This window comes from Bacteroidota bacterium (genome assembly GCA_018831055.1).
Taxonomy (GTDB): Bacteria; Bacteroidota; Bacteroidia; order Bacteroidales; family B18-G4; genus M55B132.
The window spans coordinates 83021-100416 of sequence record JAHJRE010000139.1; the positions used below are offsets into that span (position 1 = coordinate 83021).

The 17396-nt window shown below is 43.6% G+C and carries 14 protein-coding genes; 8 read left to right on the forward strand and 6 right to left on the reverse strand.

Going from position 1 to position 17396, the window contains the following annotated elements; all coding sequences use genetic code 11:
- The first annotated feature begins 70 nt into the window (after positions 1-70).
- Genes KKA81_08860 through arsB form a run of 7 tightly spaced genes read left to right on the forward strand, consistent with a single transcriptional unit; the run spans position 71 to position 4638 of the window.
- Entirely contained in the window at positions 71-367 is a 297-nt protein-coding gene (locus KKA81_08860) for a metalloregulator ArsR/SmtB family transcription factor (protein MBU2651032.1), read from the forward strand.
- Positions 368-422: 55 nt separating this feature from the next.
- Entirely contained in the window at positions 423-665 is a 243-nt protein-coding gene (locus KKA81_08865; protein ID MBU2651033.1) for a TM0996/MTH895 family glutaredoxin-like protein, read from the forward strand.
- Between the two features lie 6 nt (positions 666-671).
- Positions 672-1091 carry a hypothetical protein gene (locus tag KKA81_08870; protein MBU2651034.1) on the forward strand — a complete coding sequence of 140 codons (420 nt, stop codon included), beginning with the start codon at positions 672-674 and terminating at the stop codon, positions 1089-1091.
- A gap of 6 nt (positions 1092-1097) precedes the next feature.
- Positions 1098-1799, forward strand: coding sequence for a sulfite exporter TauE/SafE family protein (locus KKA81_08875; GenBank protein ID MBU2651035.1), 702 nt, complete (start codon positions 1098-1100; stop codon positions 1797-1799).
- 48 nt (positions 1800-1847) lie between these two features.
- Complete coding sequence (locus KKA81_08880) at positions 1848-3164, forward strand: permease (protein MBU2651036.1); 1317 nt, start codon at positions 1848-1850, stop codon at positions 3162-3164.
- An 11-nt stretch (positions 3165-3175) separates the two neighbouring features.
- Positions 3176-3595 carry an arsenate reductase ArsC gene (locus KKA81_08885; protein MBU2651037.1) on the forward strand — a complete coding sequence of 140 codons (420 nt, stop codon included), beginning with the start codon at positions 3176-3178 and terminating at the stop codon, positions 3593-3595.
- Complete coding sequence (gene arsB / locus KKA81_08890; GenBank protein MBU2651038.1) at positions 3592-4638, forward strand: ACR3 family arsenite efflux transporter; 1047 nt, start codon at positions 3592-3594, stop codon at positions 4636-4638. The genes KKA81_08885 and arsB overlap by 4 nt, the downstream gene beginning before the upstream one ends.
- 51 nt (positions 4639-4689) lie before the next feature.
- On the opposite strand, the gene KKA81_08895 is transcribed toward arsB, so the two are convergent.
- Entirely contained in the window at positions 4690-5820 is a 1131-nt protein-coding gene (locus tag KKA81_08895) for an ATP-binding protein (GenBank protein MBU2651039.1), read from the reverse strand.
- A 174-nt stretch (positions 5821-5994) separates the two neighbouring features.
- Between KKA81_08895 and KKA81_08900 the strand changes: the two genes are divergently transcribed.
- On the forward strand, positions 5995-6366 hold the full coding sequence (locus KKA81_08900) for a DMT family protein (protein MBU2651040.1): 372 nt from the start codon (positions 5995-5997) through the stop codon (positions 6364-6366).
- 49 nt (positions 6367-6415) lie between these two features.
- On the opposite strand, the gene KKA81_08905 is transcribed toward KKA81_08900, so the two are convergent.
- From KKA81_08905 to KKA81_08925, 5 genes are all read right to left on the reverse strand, one after another.
- Entirely contained in the window at positions 6416-7051 is a 636-nt protein-coding gene (locus tag KKA81_08905) for a CPBP family intramembrane metalloprotease (GenBank protein ID MBU2651041.1), read from the reverse strand.
- A gap of 24 nt (positions 7052-7075) precedes the next feature.
- Positions 7076-8035 carry a 1,4-dihydroxy-2-naphthoate octaprenyltransferase gene (gene menA, locus KKA81_08910; GenBank protein MBU2651042.1) on the reverse strand — a complete coding sequence of 320 codons (960 nt, stop codon included), beginning with the start codon at positions 8033-8035 and terminating at the stop codon, positions 7076-7078.
- A gap of 170 nt (positions 8036-8205) precedes the next feature.
- Complete coding sequence (locus tag KKA81_08915; protein ID MBU2651043.1) at positions 8206-9693, reverse strand: hypothetical protein; 1488 nt, start codon at positions 9691-9693, stop codon at positions 8206-8208.
- Positions 9694-9750: 57 nt separating this feature from the next.
- The gene (locus KKA81_08920; GenBank protein MBU2651044.1) at positions 9751-11247 is read right to left on the reverse strand and encodes a hypothetical protein; all 1497 of its coding nucleotides are present in this window, start codon (positions 11245-11247) and stop codon (positions 9751-9753) included.
- Between the two features lie 256 nt (positions 11248-11503).
- Positions 11504-17344: a tetratricopeptide repeat protein gene (locus tag KKA81_08925; protein ID MBU2651045.1), complete on the reverse strand. Its 5841-nt coding sequence runs from the start codon at positions 17342-17344 to the stop codon at positions 11504-11506.
- Positions 17345-17396 lie beyond the last annotated feature (52 nt).

Sequence of the window (17396 nt, forward strand, 5' to 3'; positions counted from 1 at the left end):
GATCTGTCATTGTGAATGATTACAGGTCATTTCATCCTGACTGATAAAAATGTATTAAATTTGTATGCCTATGAAAGAAGAACCCCTCAGCGAAAAACAAAAATTACTGGCAAGATATGCCAAGGCAATGTCGCACCCTGTAAGGATCTATGTCCTGGAACTACTGGAAAAGCAATCGTGTTGCTACAGCGGTGACCTTTCAGAGATTCTGCCCATTGCAAAATCGACGCTTTCTCAGCATCTGAAGGAATTAAAGGATGCGGGACTTATCCAGGGAGAGATTGAAGCGCCTAAGATTCGCTATTGCATCAACAGGGAAAGCTGGGAAGAAGCAAAAAAATTATTCCTCGACTTTTACGGTTCATAAAATTTTTTCTTAATATTGTTCGCAGTTTTACGAACAACGAATAATAAGGATCAAAATGGAGATTAAAATCTTAGGAACGGGTTGTCCAAAATGCCAGTCGCTCGAGAAATCTGTCAGAGAAGTAGTCACTAAGCTGGGGATTGACGCTCAGATTGGGAAGGTTGATGATATCATGAAGATCATGGAATATGGGATCATGCGCACGCCAGGACTGGTAATCGACGGTAAAGTTGTTGCCAGTGGCAGGTTGCTTTCTGCCAAGGAGATAGAAGGTTATATTAATTCGAATCAATTATAGTTAACTATGAAAACAATCAGAGTATTATTATCTATTGTCCTTGTCGCCGTATTAACCGGTACTTTTGCACAGCAGGAAACAAAAGTAGTTACACAGCAGGACGGGCAGGAAATTAAAGCTGCCGTTTATTATTTTCATCTTGAACGGCGTTGCATGACTTGCAAAAACGTTGAAGCACAATCCAAAAAAGCCCTTGAGCAACTTTATCCCGGTGAAATGGAAAAGGGAACGGTAGTTTTCAAATCAGTAAACATTGAAGATAAATCCGGTGATGAGCTGAAAGAAAAGTATGGAATCAAAGGCCAAACTTTATTGGTAGTTAAGGGAGACAAGAAGAAAGACCTTACCTCTGAAGGATTTCTGTATGCCAAATCAGATCCTGATAAGCTAAAAGCTGAAATAGAAAAAGCCATAAAGGAGTTGTAACCCATTATGGAAAGCTTTCTCTCGGAATTATATTCCAATACATCTGTTCCGGTATTGGCAGCTTTTATTCTGGGGCTGATGACTGCTATCAGTCCGTGCCCGCTTGCCACCAATATTACAGCCATTGGGTTTATCAGCAAGGACATCGAAAACCGGAGGAAGGTTTTTTATAACGGATTGATTTACACGCTGGGACGAGCCATCTCTTACACCGGACTGGCGGCCGTTATATATTATGGTGCTGATCAGATGAGTGTTTCCGGGTTTTTTCAGCAGTATGGCGAAAAAATCCTGGGGCCCTTATTGGTTATCATCGGACTGTTTATGCTGGATGTTATCAGGATCAACTTTCCCGGGCTAAGCAATCTGACACAACGGTTTCAGGAAAGAGGCATCAGTTCTTCCTGGGAGGTGCTGTTATTGGGGATGGTGTTTGCCCTGGCTTTTTGCCCTTACAGCGGAGTGTTGTATTTTGTAATGCTTATTCCAATGACCATCAGCAGTTCATCGGGTTTACTTCTGCCGGTATCATTTGCTATTGCTACAGGAATCCCGGTTATCATCTTTGCCTGGTTTATCGCTTTTACCATCTCAGGTGTCGGAAAGTTTTACAGCAAAATGAAAATTTTTGAAAAGTGGTTCCGGAGGGTGATTGCTGTTCTTTTTATTGGAACGGGCGTTTATTATATTGTCTTGTTGCTTTTATAAAAATTTTTAAATCATTGTTCGTTAAAATACGAACGTAAATGCAGGATTATGGAATGGAGAAAAGAAATCCGGATATTATTCTGGATAGCGGCGTTTTTCCTGTTTGCCTATTTTCTGCCTCTCGACAGTATCCGGTTTAATGAGGCGGTTTTTGCCATGCTGGATCTGGCGAAATGGTATGCCAGGGAACATGTGATCTTATGTTTGCTGCCGGCTTTTTTTATTGCCGGAGTAATCGCGGTGTTTGTGAGCCAGGGTTCGGTATTGAAATATTTCGGTGCCAACGCGAAAAAGTGGCTGGCCTATACAGTGGCATCGGTTTCAGGAACCATCCTTGCGGTATGTTCCTGCACTATTTTGCCATTGTTCTCAAGTATTCACAAAAGGGGAGCAGGATTGGGACCTGCCATTGCTTTTTTGTATTCCGGCCCTGCCATTAATATCCTGGCTATCATCCTTACTGCCCGGATTCTGGGTTGGCAGCTCGGGCTTGCCCGTGTAGTGGGTGCGGTAGTCTTCAGTGTGCTGATCGGGCTGATCATGTCGATGATTTACCGCAAGGAAGAAAGAAAAAAGGCTGAAGAACAGATGAATGTGATGGTTGAACCGGAAAGCAGGCCTCTCTGGCAAACGGCTTTTCACTTTTTTGTGCTTGTACTTATTTTGGTGATGGTGAACTGGGGCAAACCCGGCAATGATGTCCAACAGGGTTTATGGTATTTTCTCTGGTCTCAGAAATGGCTGATCACTGCAGTACTTTCCCTTTTCCTGGCTTATTCCCTGATCAAAGTACTGAAGATCAAATGGTGGTATGTATTATTAACTGCCCTTGCTGTGATGGTCACAGCCATTGCTTTTGCGAATCCCATAATTCCTTTTGTAACCGGACTGGCCGGATTAACGGTGATTACCCTGATGAGCGGCGGAGAAAACCGTGAATGGACGATCTCAAGCTGGGATTTTGCCAAACAAATTATGCCTTTGCTTGCGCTCGGGGTGCTGGTGGCCGGTTTTCTGCTGGGCTCAACCCATGATGAAACACAGATACCAGGAATTATACCGAATGAATGGATATCTTCATTAGTTGGTGGTAATTCGTTGTTTTCCAATTTCTTCGCTTCCATCGTGGGAGCGTTTATGTACTTTGCTACACTTACTGAGGTTCCCATTTTACAGGGTTTGATTAATTCAGGTATGGGACAGGGGCCTGCTCTGGCGCTTTTGCTGGCCGGGCCATCGTTGTCACTGCCCAATATGCTGGTGATCAGGAGTGTTATGGGTACACAGAAAACCATCGTATATGTTTGTCTGGTGGTTGTTATGGCAACCCTGAGCGGTTTGATTTATGGTATAATGGTCAACTAAAATTCTGAAGAATGAAAATTCTGATACTTTGTACCGGTAACTCCTGCCGCAGCCAGATGGCAGAAGGTTTTCTCAAGTCCTTCGATGCGGAGATTGAAGTTTCTTCTGCGGGAACCAATCCTGCGGAGCAGGTTCATCCCAAAGCCATCCAGGTGATGAAAGAAGCAGGTATTGATATTTCCGGAAACCGGCCCCGACTGGTCGATGAATTCCTGGATCAGGAATTTGATTTTGTGATCACTGTTTGCGACGGGGCCAAAGAATCCTGCCCGGCTTTCACAGGAAAGGTGAAACACCGCTTGCATATTGGTTTTGAAGACCCTGCAGCCGCTACCGGAACGGAAGAAGAGATCATTAAAGTTTTCAGGACTGTAAGGGACCAGATCAAAGCGCAATTCCTGGAGTTTTATAAAAAAGTAAGTGAAAAATGAAAAAACGACTTAAATTCTTAGACCGCTATCTCACGTTGTGGATATTCCTGGCTATGTTTATTGGTGTATTCTGGGGCTACTTTGATCCGGGTATTGCGGAATTCTGGGACACTTTCTCCTCAGGTACAACCAATATCCCCATCGCCATAGGCCTTATCCTGATGATGTATCCCCCGTTGGCAAAGGTCAGGTATGAAGAGTTGCCGCGGGTTTTCAGGAATGTAAAGATACTCGGGTTGTCGCTGGTGCAGAACTGGCTTATCGGACCGGTGCTGATGTTTGTCCTGGCCATAGTTTTTCTCCGGGGTTACCCGCATTATATGACCGGACTGATCCTGATAGGGCTGGCCCGTTGCATAGCCATGGTTATTGTCTGGAACGACCTGGCAAAAGGGAATCGTGAGTATGCCGCCGGACTGGTGGCGTTTAATTCCATTTTCCAGGTGCTGTTTTTTTCTTTTTACGCCTATGTTTTTATTACCGTTATTCCAGGATGGCTGGGTATGGAATCTTTTGCTGTGGATATTACCATCCGGCAAATTGCCATCAGCGTTTTTATTTATCTCGGTATTCCTTTTATTGCAGGATTTCTTACCCGGTTTATCCTGATTCGCATAAAGGATAAGGATTGGTATCACCGTAAGTTCATTCCGAAAATCAGTCCGATCACTTTGATAGCCTTACTATTTACTATCCTGGTAATGTTCTCCATGAAAGGGGAATATATCGTCAAGATCCCGCTGGATGTTGTCAGGATAGCTATTCCGCTGATCATCTATTTCGTGGTGATGTTCCTGGTTTCTTTCTTTATGGGCAAAAAGATTGGGGCGGATTACTCAAAAACGACCACCATTGCTTTTACGGCTGCCAGTAACAATTTTGAGCTTGCCATTGCGGTGGCGATTGCTGTTTTCGGGATCAATTCAGGAGAGGCTTTTGCCGCGGTGATAGGGCCGCTGGTGGAGGTGCCGGTGCTAATTTCGTTGGTGAATGTTTCTTTGTGGTTAAAAAGGAGATATTTTTCTATAGATAGGTTATTGTAAAACTCTCCAACCTCGCGCGGCAGAAGAACCCCAGCGTATCCTTCTCAACCCTTAAATAACAAACTCCCAAAAGTTATCCCTGGTAATACTCTTATAATTGTCTCCATATTGCTCTACCCATGTTTTAGGAGCAATTTTCCTGGCTTTTTTGTATTTTATTTCATAGGCATATAGTTTTCCGCCCTTTTCTTCAATATAATCGATTTCGGCACCGGTATAGGTTCTCCAGAAATAGGAGGAAAGGAAATTCTGAGTGTATTCCAGGTATTTAAACCTTTCTGAAATGATGAAATTTTCCCACAATGCTCCAACATCATTTCTAATATTGAAACTATTGAAGTTTTCTACCAAGCAGTTTCTGACACCAAGATCCCAAAAATATATTTTATTTCTCTTAGATACCTCTTTCCTGAGATTCCGGCTATAACCACCTAAGCGGAATATGATAAATGCTTTTTCAAGTAATTCAATATATGATGCCACGGTTTCCTGGCTTAGCTTCAGGTTCAGTGCAAGCTCGTTGACGGATGTTTCAGAGCCGATTTGAAGCGCCAGTAGTTTTAAAAGCGATGAAATCTTTGAATTATTTTTTATTGATGATAATTCGAAAACATCCTTATACAAATATGCAGAAGTAAGTTCACGTAAATACTTTTCTTTGGAATGGCCTGATGTGTGATGAAAAATCACCGGATACATGCCATATATCATGTATTCTTCCAACTTGCTTTGTAGTTCAAATGCATTGACTTGAACAGACAATTCAGATAATGAGATCGGATACAGAATATGAGTGGAGGTTCGCCCTGTCAGTGGTTCCTTGACTTTGTTTGCCAGATCAAAAGATGAAGAACCTGTTGCAAGAATTTTTAATGAAGGCCAATTGTCATGAATTATCTTCAGGTTGATGCCTATATCAGGAATTCTTTGTGCTTCATCAATAAAGAGAATGTCATATCCTGATACCAATAACTTCATACGATCAAGGTCACGTGAAGAGAGTACATCTGCATATTTTATCTCATCCGCATTTATTTTAAGTACTGATTCACTTGTACCGCTCAGGACATCATTGGAAAGTGTTGTTTTTCCGGTTTGCCTTGCACCATATAAAATAATGATGTTTCTGTTGTTTTTCAGGTCTTCCTGGATAGAATTAAATATTTTCCGGACTATTTTCATAGAACAAATTTTGGAATAAAGGTAGTAAATTCACGTGAAAATTTCAAATCAATTCGAAATATTCACGTTAAATTTTCGAATGAATCTTAAAAATTCAGGGGAATCTTTTATCATGGAGGAGAATTATCTGCTGATTAAGATATGGAGTATATTTGCCGGATTTTATTTCGATTTATGAAAACCGGACTGTATACCATTGGATTACTGATACTTTCCAATATCTTCATGACCCTAGCCTGGTATGGCCATTTAAAGTTCAGGGAAATTAACTGGTTTGCCGCATTGCCATTGGTCGCCGTTGTACTGATAAGCTGGGGCATAGCCCTGTTCGAGTACTTTTTCCAGGTGCCTGCAAACCGTATTGGTTTTAAAGGAAACGGAGGCCCTTTTACGCTTGTTGAGCTAAAGGTGATCCAGGAAGTAATCACCCTCGTGGTGTTTACCCTTTTCACCATCCTGGCATTTAAAAACGAAACCTTCAGGTTGAATCATCTGATTGGCTTTGTTTTTTTGATTTTGGCAGTGTATTTTGTGTTTAAGAAATAATGCCGGATGAAGCCATCAGGAATTGTGTTTTAGATATTTCCCGGAAAGATTATGCAAAAGGCAACACCACAAAAACCACCACATCCCACACTGTGTGGCTTACAATATTCATCAGCATAGAGCGGTATTTTGCGTACATCCATCCCCAGAACAGTCCGGCTGTCAGGGCGGCGGTAATGAGCATGAGATTTCCGGTGAAAACGTGTACACCGGTATAAATAAGTACCCCAAGGGCAAATCCACCCCATTTACCCAGGTAGGGTTCCAGGTTTCTCTGGAGAAAGCCACGCCAGAACAGTTCTTCCCCCGGTCCGATGATAAGAAGCATGGATAACGCTATTCTTAAAGCATCGGCATTACCCTTGAAGTTATAAACGCCTTGGATTCCCTCATCGGCAATGGGCAAAATAAGCCGTGAGAAGTAATTTCCTGCAAAAAAAACACCATACAAAACAAGCGCTGAAAATACACCCAAAGCGATTTTCCGGATAGGATGGGAGAGAAAGTCCTGCCGCAGGATTTTTTTATAACCATGATCAGAAATGAAAACAAAGCTAAGAAGTACGATCAGGTTGAGGCTCATCCACCACCAGAAATCCAGCGGTCCCAGGTTACGGAACAGAAATAACGGGATAAAAAAAAGTATGCCCAGTAAGGTGATGAATATCAGTTTTTTCTTTGGCATACTGTGAGGGTTTTGTCTCTATGTTCAGACCAGGTATTGAAGAAGAGCGTGGACGAACAGGGCCAGTGTACAGAGCGATCCAAATACCAGATTCAGTTTGGCAGTAGCTCCGTCGAGGGCGATGAAATCAAGGGGTTCTTTGGGATTTTTCCTGTTCAGGGCTTTTCTCCAGAGGCTGATGGCCAGGGGCAGTGCAAGCAGGGTGATAAGGAAAGTAAAGGGCATGGCATCAAGCGAAGGGACGAGGAGGTAAGGAACCAAAATGAGCAATAACACCATGAAGAACGGGCCATAGATCAGGAAGCCATAGTACCGGAGAGATTTTTTATCTCCCAGGAGGGAAGCAATGGTGAAAATATTCTTTTGTTTATCGGAGCTGATATCGCGCCAGTTATTGGCATGCAGGATGGCAATGACCAGGGTTGACATGGGTATGGCCCATAAAACAGGTATCCAGGAAAGCTCTGTAGTCTGGACATAATAAGCACCCAGGGCGCCGAGTATACCGAAGTTCATGAACACGGCAAAGTCGCCCAATCCATTGTATTTTAGTGCAAAACGGGTTCCTGAAGTATAAAAAACACCGATAAAAAGGCCGGCAAACCCGATAATCAGCAGCCAGATGCCTGTAAGGTAGGTGAGTACAAGCCCTATGATAGTACCTGCTGATAAAAGGATCACTGACGCCCAGGTTGCTTCCCTGGTGCTGATGAATCCCCTGACGATGCCTCCGCTGGTCGGATTGGGAAGCTTGTCTATTCCTTTTTTATAATCATAGATGTCGCTGAGAATATTGGCTCCGCTATGAAGAATAACCATTCCTGCAAAAGCCAGTATGAAATTCAGCAGGTTGAAGCCGGTATCACCATAAACAATGGCCAGCACGGTACCAAAGATAACCGGCATGGTTGAGGCCGGGAATGCGAAAGGGCGAACCGATGTCCACCATTTCTTCAGGAAGGATATTTTGTTGGTATTATCCATGAACGTGAAACATTAAAATTGAATAATTAACAAACGGCAAAGGTAAAGGTTTTAAAGTTTCAGGGAACTAATTATTGTTTTATGACTAACAGCAATAAGAAAAAAACCTGTACCGGGTTATTTCGGCACAGGTTTTAAATATATATCAAAACTTAGTTTGAATAGTTACATCACGGATCCACAACGATGAAAACGGTCTGTATCACGGGTGAGTTGCCGGTTCCTTGTTTCAGGAATATAACGGCAGCCCAGCCACCGGGTAGCGGAAGGTATTCGTTACCGTATGCCACTGCATCGTCATACATCTGCTGAGCCCAGGTAAGGGTTGACAGTGCGGGCATACCACCGCTGGCGCTTCCGTTCCACTGAGGCACGTCGAGCAGCCAGAATGCGCCCTGGATATCGGCCCATGTGTAACCCGGATACCAATCGAGGTGGTTCATGATCCAGTTGGCCATATCCCAGTTATCGTTTGCGATGACTGCGGGCATGAGTTCCGGATACAATGAGCTGTAAACATCCATGTTGTATGTAGCGCCAACATTAATGGTTACCTGGTGGTCGAAACACCATGAAGCATAGGTTCCGTTTGAAATTTCGTACCCTGCGGGGATATTGGTAAGAATAGCATCCAGATATCCTCCCATGCTGCCGGGAGCTGTTTGTCCGCCTACTTTGTAAGTAGCTGTTGCAGGAAGGTTCATATAGGGTGCAAAGATAAAGTCTGCATCAGGTGCACACATACCCAGTACGAAGTCAACGATGCCGTCGCTTCCCTGCGGGATAACCTGAGCGTCGTAAATGGTCCAGGTTTTAAAGGGCTTGTAGTTGAAGCCTGCGCCATCCCTTACAAGGATGAAGAGTTTGAAGTCAAACTTGTCGACCAGGTCATCGTAATCGGCATAAGTAACACAAAGCGGTCCTTCGCCAAGTATGTCTTCATTGTCGAAAGTAGCAACAAGGTTGTCGTTCCTGTAAAGTTCGATTTTTGCGATGGCAGGCATGTCGATCTGAAGTCCATAAGTCTGCTGCTCATAGAGAGATCCGATGTAATCATTCGGATTCTTGGCACAAAGGTCACCAAAGAAACATTCTTCACGGATGGTAACTTCATCAACTACGAACCAGTCGAAACCAAAGCTCGTGTAAACATCGGGCTGGAAGCAGATCACTTCAACCGGGATCTCGAGTTTCAGGAATTCGAGTACATCAATGGTGAAGGGAACCGGTTTGCTGATGTAACCGGCAAAGGTACTTCCAACCTCGGGTGTAGCGGCAATGATAACATCATCGCTCATGTCATTCGGAGTCTGGTTGTCGTCCATGAACAAAAACTGGGTAACCGTGTAAGTCACATTGGGATCGTAAGGTAATTTGATGGACTGTGTATACGGTTTCTCAACATTGTTGATGGTGAGATAAAATACTTCGGGGAAGTATTCTACGCCATTGATGACGACCTTGGCATAATCGACGATTTCCATGCTGCAGTTCGGCACGCCGTCGTTTTTGAAGTTTGAAGGATCCACCTGGTCACCGGCGAAAGTTACTTCGATCTCAGTTGGCAGGGTGGTCTCTTCCTGCTGGTCTTTTTTACACATGGTAAAAACCAGCGTGATCATAATGGGTATTACCCATAGGAGTTTCAGGTTTTTCATTTTTGTAAGATTTAGGGTTATTGCATTCATTTTCAATTTATAAGTTTGGTGGAATTATTATTGTGTTATTTCAATAAAGACAATGATAAGATTGGGGTGTGCTGCTCCCTGTGGTGTTCCCTGTTCCGTGAAAATAACAGCAGCCTGTTCTCCCCAGGATGGTTCAAATCCTGTCCCGTATGCATCTGCATCGGTCTTCATCTGTTGTGCGTACTGGAGTTGGGTAACATCGGGTATACCACCGGTTGCGCTGCCATTCCAGGGTTCCTGGAGGTCGAGCAGCCAAAAGGCTCCCTGTATATCTTCCCAGGTATGTCCCGGATACCAGTCGAGATGGTTCATGATCCAGTTCACTTTATCCCACTGTTCATTTTCCAGGAAATCGGGACCATAAAAGGTATATAAAGAACTATATACGTCCATGCTGTATTCGTTACCATTTGCAACAGATAGTTGATGATCCAGGTTCCAGGAGGCGTTGTTCCCATTAGATACATCAAATCCTGAGGGAATATCCGAAAGCTTGGAGTTTATATAGCCTCCCCCGGGATTTCCCGGAGCATAATTTGTTGTTTTTAGTGAAGCTGTATATGGTATATTCATATAGGATGGCAGGAAAAAGTCGGCATCGGTAGCACAGGGTCCGAGCACGAAATCTACCACACCATCTGAGCCGTCGGGTATCATTTCGTTATCGGAGAATGACCAGTACTGAAAATAACGGTAATCAAAGTCACTTCCTGTTTTAACAAGCACATACAACAGGAACTCGAACAGGTCAGGATTATGCAGGTAATCTTTGTATGTTATGCACAAGGGTTGTCCTTCACCCAGCCAGGATTCATTGGAAAACTCGCCCTCGAATTCGCCGTTACGGTATACTTCTACCTTAAATATGGCCGGCATGTCCATTTGCAGTGGACCTGATTGTTGTTCGTAAAGCGAACCGATATAATCATTGGGATTTTGAACGCAAAGGTCACCAAAGAAACACTGCTCCAGGATGGCGATCTCCTCAATGGCAAACCAGTCGAATCCGAAACTTTCCCATTGATCCGGCTCAAAGCATAAAACCTGCACCGGGATCTCAAGCTTCTTAAATTCCTCAACCCGAATGCTGAAGTTAACAGGAGTACTGACATACATGGCAAAATCGCTGCCAACGGTCGGTATGGAGGCAATGATAACATCGTCGCTCTTGTCATTGGGTGTCTGCTGGTCATCCATCAGGTGGAATTGTTCTACCGTAAAGAGATTGCTTGAATTAGGGTCGTAGGGTAATTTGATGGATTGGGTATAGGTCCTGGTTACACCATTAATATTAAGGTAAAAGACTTCGGGATAATAAGATGTTCCGTTGATGATGGCCTTGGCGTAATCGGCCGTTTCTATATAACAAAGGGAGTTGTATTCTTTCTGAGCGAGCTGGTCGATCTTTATTCCGGTGAAGGATATCTCAATTTCTTTGGGTTGCTCCTCTTCCTGGTTTTTTTTACACCCGGTAAGTGATACAATAATTATGAGAAGAATTGTATATACTGCTACGCCCTTCACAAATTTTAGATTTGGGTTAAATAATTGGTCAACTATAATTTATAAGACAATACTATAACACTTTGCATACTGCAAAATCAGTGGTGAAGTTAAGCCGGAATAAAAGAGGTGTCAATGGGTGAAATTACTCTATTTGAGTGATTTCAGAGGTTATTATACCATCGGACTATAAGTGTTAACAAAATGTTAATAACTAAATATGGGTAAAATTACGTATTGACTTTTTTAAAATACTTGATTTTGCTAATAATTACTCTCACAGTGCATCCTCTATTTTTTTCAGGTCTTCCCTGCAGGAAATGGTATATTCATGATCATCTCCCAGGGTGCCGGCGATGACTGGTATCTCCTGACTGAGCATATCGTATGCTTCCCTTAATCTACCTGATGCATAGAGGATATTAACCATCTTAACTGTTGATTCTATGCTTCGCATATGTTCTGCTCCCAGGTTTTGGAGGTAGCTGTTTCTTGCTTCTGAAATGGCAGTCATGGATTTTTCCAGGTTGTTTTGCCTGTAGAGCATATCAGACATTTTTTCTTTTGCATAGGCTACATCCAGGATTTTTTCCAACTGGTTGAACAACTTTATGGATTTCTCGAAATAATGCTCAGAAAATGCGTATTCTTCTGCATTGCCTAAGATTACCCCGGCATCGCGGCTCAGGTCTGCTGCTTCTTCCACGGCATTTATTTTCAGGAAGGATTCAATAGCATCATCAAACCTTAATCCTGCTGATTCATTGCGCTTCAGTGCTGCAAGCGATTTGGCAATATTTCCCATTCTCAGCGCTTTTTTATACACATCATCCGAATCCGAAAGCAAGTCGAGTGATTTCTTATAGTTTTCAAGGGCGTCCTCGTACTTTCCCATAGCCTGATAAATGACCCCGAGGTCGTTCAAATGGCCTGTCAAACGGGTTTTATCACCGGTAAGCTCGTCCATTTCAATTGCCTGATGGATAGAATTTATTGCATTTTCATAGTCTTCCTTTAACTGGTACACATAGCTGATGGAGCTATAACGGTCCGACATCGATAAGGCATCATCCAAACTTTCATCAAGGATCAGGGCCTGATAAAAATGCTTCAGGGCCATGTCGTAATCACCTTTTGCCTGATAAGCCTGGGCAATGTTTTTCTGATGGAAGGATTGCTGAGCGCGGTCATAGATTTCCTCATCGATTTCAACTGCTTTCATATAATATTCGATGGCCTGGTCGTAATCCCTTTTGCTGTAATAAGCTGCTCCGATATTGTTGAATTTATCGACCATTTCATTCCGGTTACCCAACTCTTCATCAATAGATAAGCCTTGCCGGTAATATTCAATGGCATCATCGTAGAATCCCATGATCTGCTGTAGTTGCCCCATGTGATAATAATCGGTTGACTGGCTGTGCAGATTGTTTGCCTTAACATGGATGTCGAGCGATTTCCTGTAATAGTCGAGCGCTTCTTCCATCTGGCCTGAATTCCTGAGAAGAAATCCCAATGTGGAATATATTTCAGCCAGTTTTCGTGAATAATCATCACTGCATCGGTCGTAAGCTTTTCCGGCTTCTTTATAATAAACCAAAGCTTCCGGAATATTATCCAGTTCCTGGTATAATACTCCCAGGTTGGCCAGGTAATCTCCGGCAACACCGTAATCATTCTGGTTTTCAGCGATCGTTACCGCGATTTTTGCACTTTCCAGCGCCTGTTCTTTTTGTCCGGCCAGGAACAGTATTGTGCCTATGTTATTGTAACTTCTTGCTATCAATGATTGATCCTGTGCTTTCTTGGCAGCTTCCAAAGCCTGATGATAGTGATTATAGGCTTCCTGATAGTCGGGTACGTAACGGTAAATTTCTCCCAGGCTGTTTAGGTTCACAGCCTGATGATAAGGATCATCTTTATCTAAAGCCAGGGAGAGAGCCTTGTAGTAATAGTTAAAGGCTTTATTTCTCCTTTGTTGCCTGGTTTCAACATCTCCTTGCAATTCAAGGGTTTTAATCTTACAATCAGCATCAAGATAGTTTTCATTGGCTATTTCCCAGGCTTGCTCGAGATAATAATCCGCATCCGACAAATAGCCTTGCGAAAGTGCTTCAGCGCCAAGTTCCTGGTATAACTCCCACGATTTCCTGAAATAATCGCCGGACTCCTCAGTCCTTTCCATTCTTCCATATATCCTTCCCAGATTTCCTGCACAAAAAGCCATGTTGGAGATATCCCCGTTATCTCTGGCGGTATGGAACCCTTTCAGGTAATACTCTGCTGCTTTATCTTCCTGTTCGTTGAAGCTGTAAGAAGCTCCAATATTGTTGTAATAGATGGAAAGGTTATCCTGAATATCATGTTTCTCAGCAATTTCAATGGCTTTGGTGAAGTACACTATGGCTTTATCGGGTTTCTCCATCTCCTGGAAACAACGTCCTGCATAATTATAATCACGGGCTGCTTCTTTCCATTTCTCCTGCGTTTTAAACTCATCCGTTGCCTGCAGGAAATACTCCAGGGCATGTTCGTATTTACCGGGCGACATGGATATACTGCCCATCTCATGAAAGATATCTCCCAGTTTTTCATTATTTCCGGTTTTTCGCAGTATCATCGCCGCCTTATTGAATAGTTCAATAGCCTGGTCATGGTTACCTGTCTGGGTTTGACAATCTCCCATATTATAAAGGATGTCGGACTGAAACGATTCTTGTACCGGATTGCTTGCCAGGTCCATGGCAAGTTCATAATACCAAAGGGCTTCGCTGTAATCTCCCTGGCTATGGTACATCCTGGCCTCATTCAGGTATTTATCTAATAAAGAAGCCCTGGCTTGTTTCATTTCCTGGGTTGGATTTTTAATTTTTTCCCTTAGTTCAAATAATTCGAGTTCTTTGATTGCTTTGCTGTTCTTATCGTTTATCAGGGGAATTGCAAGTTCCAGTTGTTCTATGGCTTGTCCGAAAAGGGATTGCCTGGCGTACAGTTTGGTCAGGGAATCGCGGAGAACCACTTCATTTTCTGTTGTGCCGGCGTGGCCGTTTATGGTCAGGGCAATGCTGTAATGCTGGATGGCATAAGATTCGTTGATCTCGATCAGCATTTTGGCCAGGTTCTGGTAGTTTTCAAGCAGGATACGGCGTGTTCCCGGACTGGTTTCCAGGATCATACGTTTGGAGAAATAGCTGAGGTATTCGTGTTTGAACAGGTCTGCTGCTTTTTCAAGATATCGGGCGGCATTGTCGTATTCTTCCAGGAGAATGTGTATGATGCCCGCCATGTGCATGCACCTCATCATTTCACGGTAATCACGTGAACTTTCATACCTGGCAAGGGCTTTACGGAAAAAGGTCAGCGCAGGATAATATTGCCCGCCAAGATAATTGGCTATTCCAATGGAGAAATATGTCTGCGTAATCCTGAAATCATTGTTCATTTTGTGATAGTATTCCAGGGCCTTGAAATATTCCGCGGCAGCCTCCCCGGTTTTGTTTTCATCCAGGAAGAGATTACCTTTTAACACATATGCTTTGCCTAACCAAAGATTGCTTTCTGTTTTGATGAATCCTTCAATTGCCTTGTCAAAACTGGTATGTGCCTTACCCATTTCACCTGTGAGGTGGAAATATTGACCGATGTATAAATAGTCGATACTTGTGTTGAATACATCATCAAAACGGGAATCGATCTCAAGGCATTTCTGGAGGTAATCCAGAGCCAGTTCTTTTTCACCGCGGTAAAGATGGTTAGCCCCGAGATTGCAGAGATTGGTGGCTATTCGTCCGAGGTAATTAAACTTGCTGTTGATTTCAAGGGCCTGCTCAAAATATTCGATGGCAAGATCGAACTCACCCATGGCGCTGTAATTGTTGCCGTACATGTTAAGGCTATGGGCAATGCTCGATTCTGAAGCATATTCGCGGTTCAGATCCAGTGATTTCCCGTAATAATGATGGGCATTTTCATATTCCCCGAAATCTTTATACAAGGAGGCAATGCCTTCATAATGCGAAGCAATGGCGGTTTGGTCATCAACGAGTTCTGCAATGGCAATTGCTTTATTGTACAGGGTGACTGCCCTGCGGTAATCGCCGGTATCACCGATAAAGGAAGCTTTCAGACTGTATGCATAGGAAAGCATGGAGTTGTTATCATCCCGCTGCGCTATTTCTATTGCCAGATCAAAGGCATTTTCTGCATCCTCCGGTTTACCCTGCCCTGCGAGGTAATTTCCGAAACGGATGAGGGCCAGTACATGATTGCCGATACCTTCTTTTCCGTTGGCAAACTCCATGGTTTCCCGGTATTGAGCCATGGCTTCTTCATGCTGGAACAAATTCTCATATGCCATGGCAAGGTAGAACATACCATCGAAGATCAGGGAGTCGATACCGGAGAGCTTTGCTTCTTCAAGCATTTTCCGGGCAGTATCAAGGGATTCAGGGAAGCGGTTTTCCCAGTCGAAGGCAGTGATCTTCAGTGTGTAACACTCTGACTTTTTCTGGTGGCCTTCTTCATCCAGGACTTTTATCTGGCTCAGGAAGGCCAGGGCCTGGTCGGCATGAGACTGACATTCTGCCATCGTTCCCTGGTTGTAACCTTCCCATCCTTTTTCCAGCTCAAACCCTGCATTTTCCAGGATTTCCTTTGCTTCCTGACTGTTATCCACTTCTTTCTTTGAGAATTTCAGGGTAGTCGGGTCGATCAACCCGCTGGCATATTTGGAATGCTTATGATATTGGGCTTTGATATCAGGATATTGATCCATCCTGTCGCCAAAGATATTCTTGAAAGCTTCTGCCACTTTCCGGTGGAGAATTCGTTTTTCCTTATTGCTGAGCTGGTCGTAAATGTATTTGTGCTGTAAGGTATGCGTGAAATGGTAAATATCCAGGAAAACTTCATCGATGCTCAGGGTTTCCTCGTTGTCGATGATCAACCCTTTATCTTTACTAAGTTTTTTCAGGCTTTCCACCAGTTCAAGCTCATCCTCTATTCCCAGGAGTTTCTGGATCACCTGCAGGTAAAAGTCTTCACCGTTCACAGCGGCATAATTCATGATCTTCCGAAGATTTTCACCCAGAAGGTTAAGCCTTTCCTTGATTACCTCAGTAGTGGTTTCAGGGATATTATCGAGAGCATCGCTTTTCAGGTGAAACACCCCATTGGGATCGGCGTAGATGCCGCCGTTTTCCTTGAGTGAATCCAATATCTCACTGACAAACAGGGCTCTTCCTTTTGTATAGTTGAATAATGATAAAGCCAGGTCTTCAGGAAAATCATTCTGAGGGAACTTTTGCGTGATCAGATCCTGGATCTCCCCGTCACTGAAAGAGGGAACATCAATCCGGATCAGCCAGGTATCTTCGCGCTCACTGTCGTCTTTCGTGTTGATACGCATTAACCTCGAAAGCATGGCCGTAAATGGGTGCTGTATGACCTCGTTGCTCCCGTCCTGGTTAATGATATTTCTTTCCGTTACCTCATGAGGCCGGTACGTACCAATCAGCATAATGGGGAAGGGGACATTCTTAAGTGACCGGCCCAGGGCAAAAATGAAATCTATACTTGATTTGTCGGCCCATTGAAGGTCGTCAATAAACAGGATGACAGGCTTGATCTCCGCCAGCTCCCTTAACTGGAATTCCAATGCACGTTGCTTCTCGTCGGGTTTTCGGGTTTCCTCTTCCTCTTTGTCGACGAAATGGGTTTTAACCCCTTTGATGAGCTCCAAACCCATGGCGGCAAAGGCATTTGATTCAATGCCTTTTTCTGCTACGTTTCCGAAAATCTTGAAAATGCGTTTCATCTTATCACCAGGCTGATTGCGCTTTTCCTTCTCACCGGCTTTTATCTGCTTTTCAATCAGTTCCACCGCATGGTTGAAAGGAGCATAGGCGTTATGGATGCCGTCGTCGGCAGTACATTCGCTTTGGGCAACGAAACAATCTTCCCTGTGCTTTTCCAGGAATTTTCTCACCAATGTCGATTTTCCCGAACCGGGATTTCCTGAAACCAGGATGATCTTTCCAAGATTGTTGAGGGTTTCCTGCAGGGCGGTTTCGAGGATTTGTATCTCGTTCTCCCTTCCGACGAAAATTTGTTGACGCATGATTAAAATTTTAGAATAGTCTTAATTGCAAGTTTTCAGATTGTTATCTTAT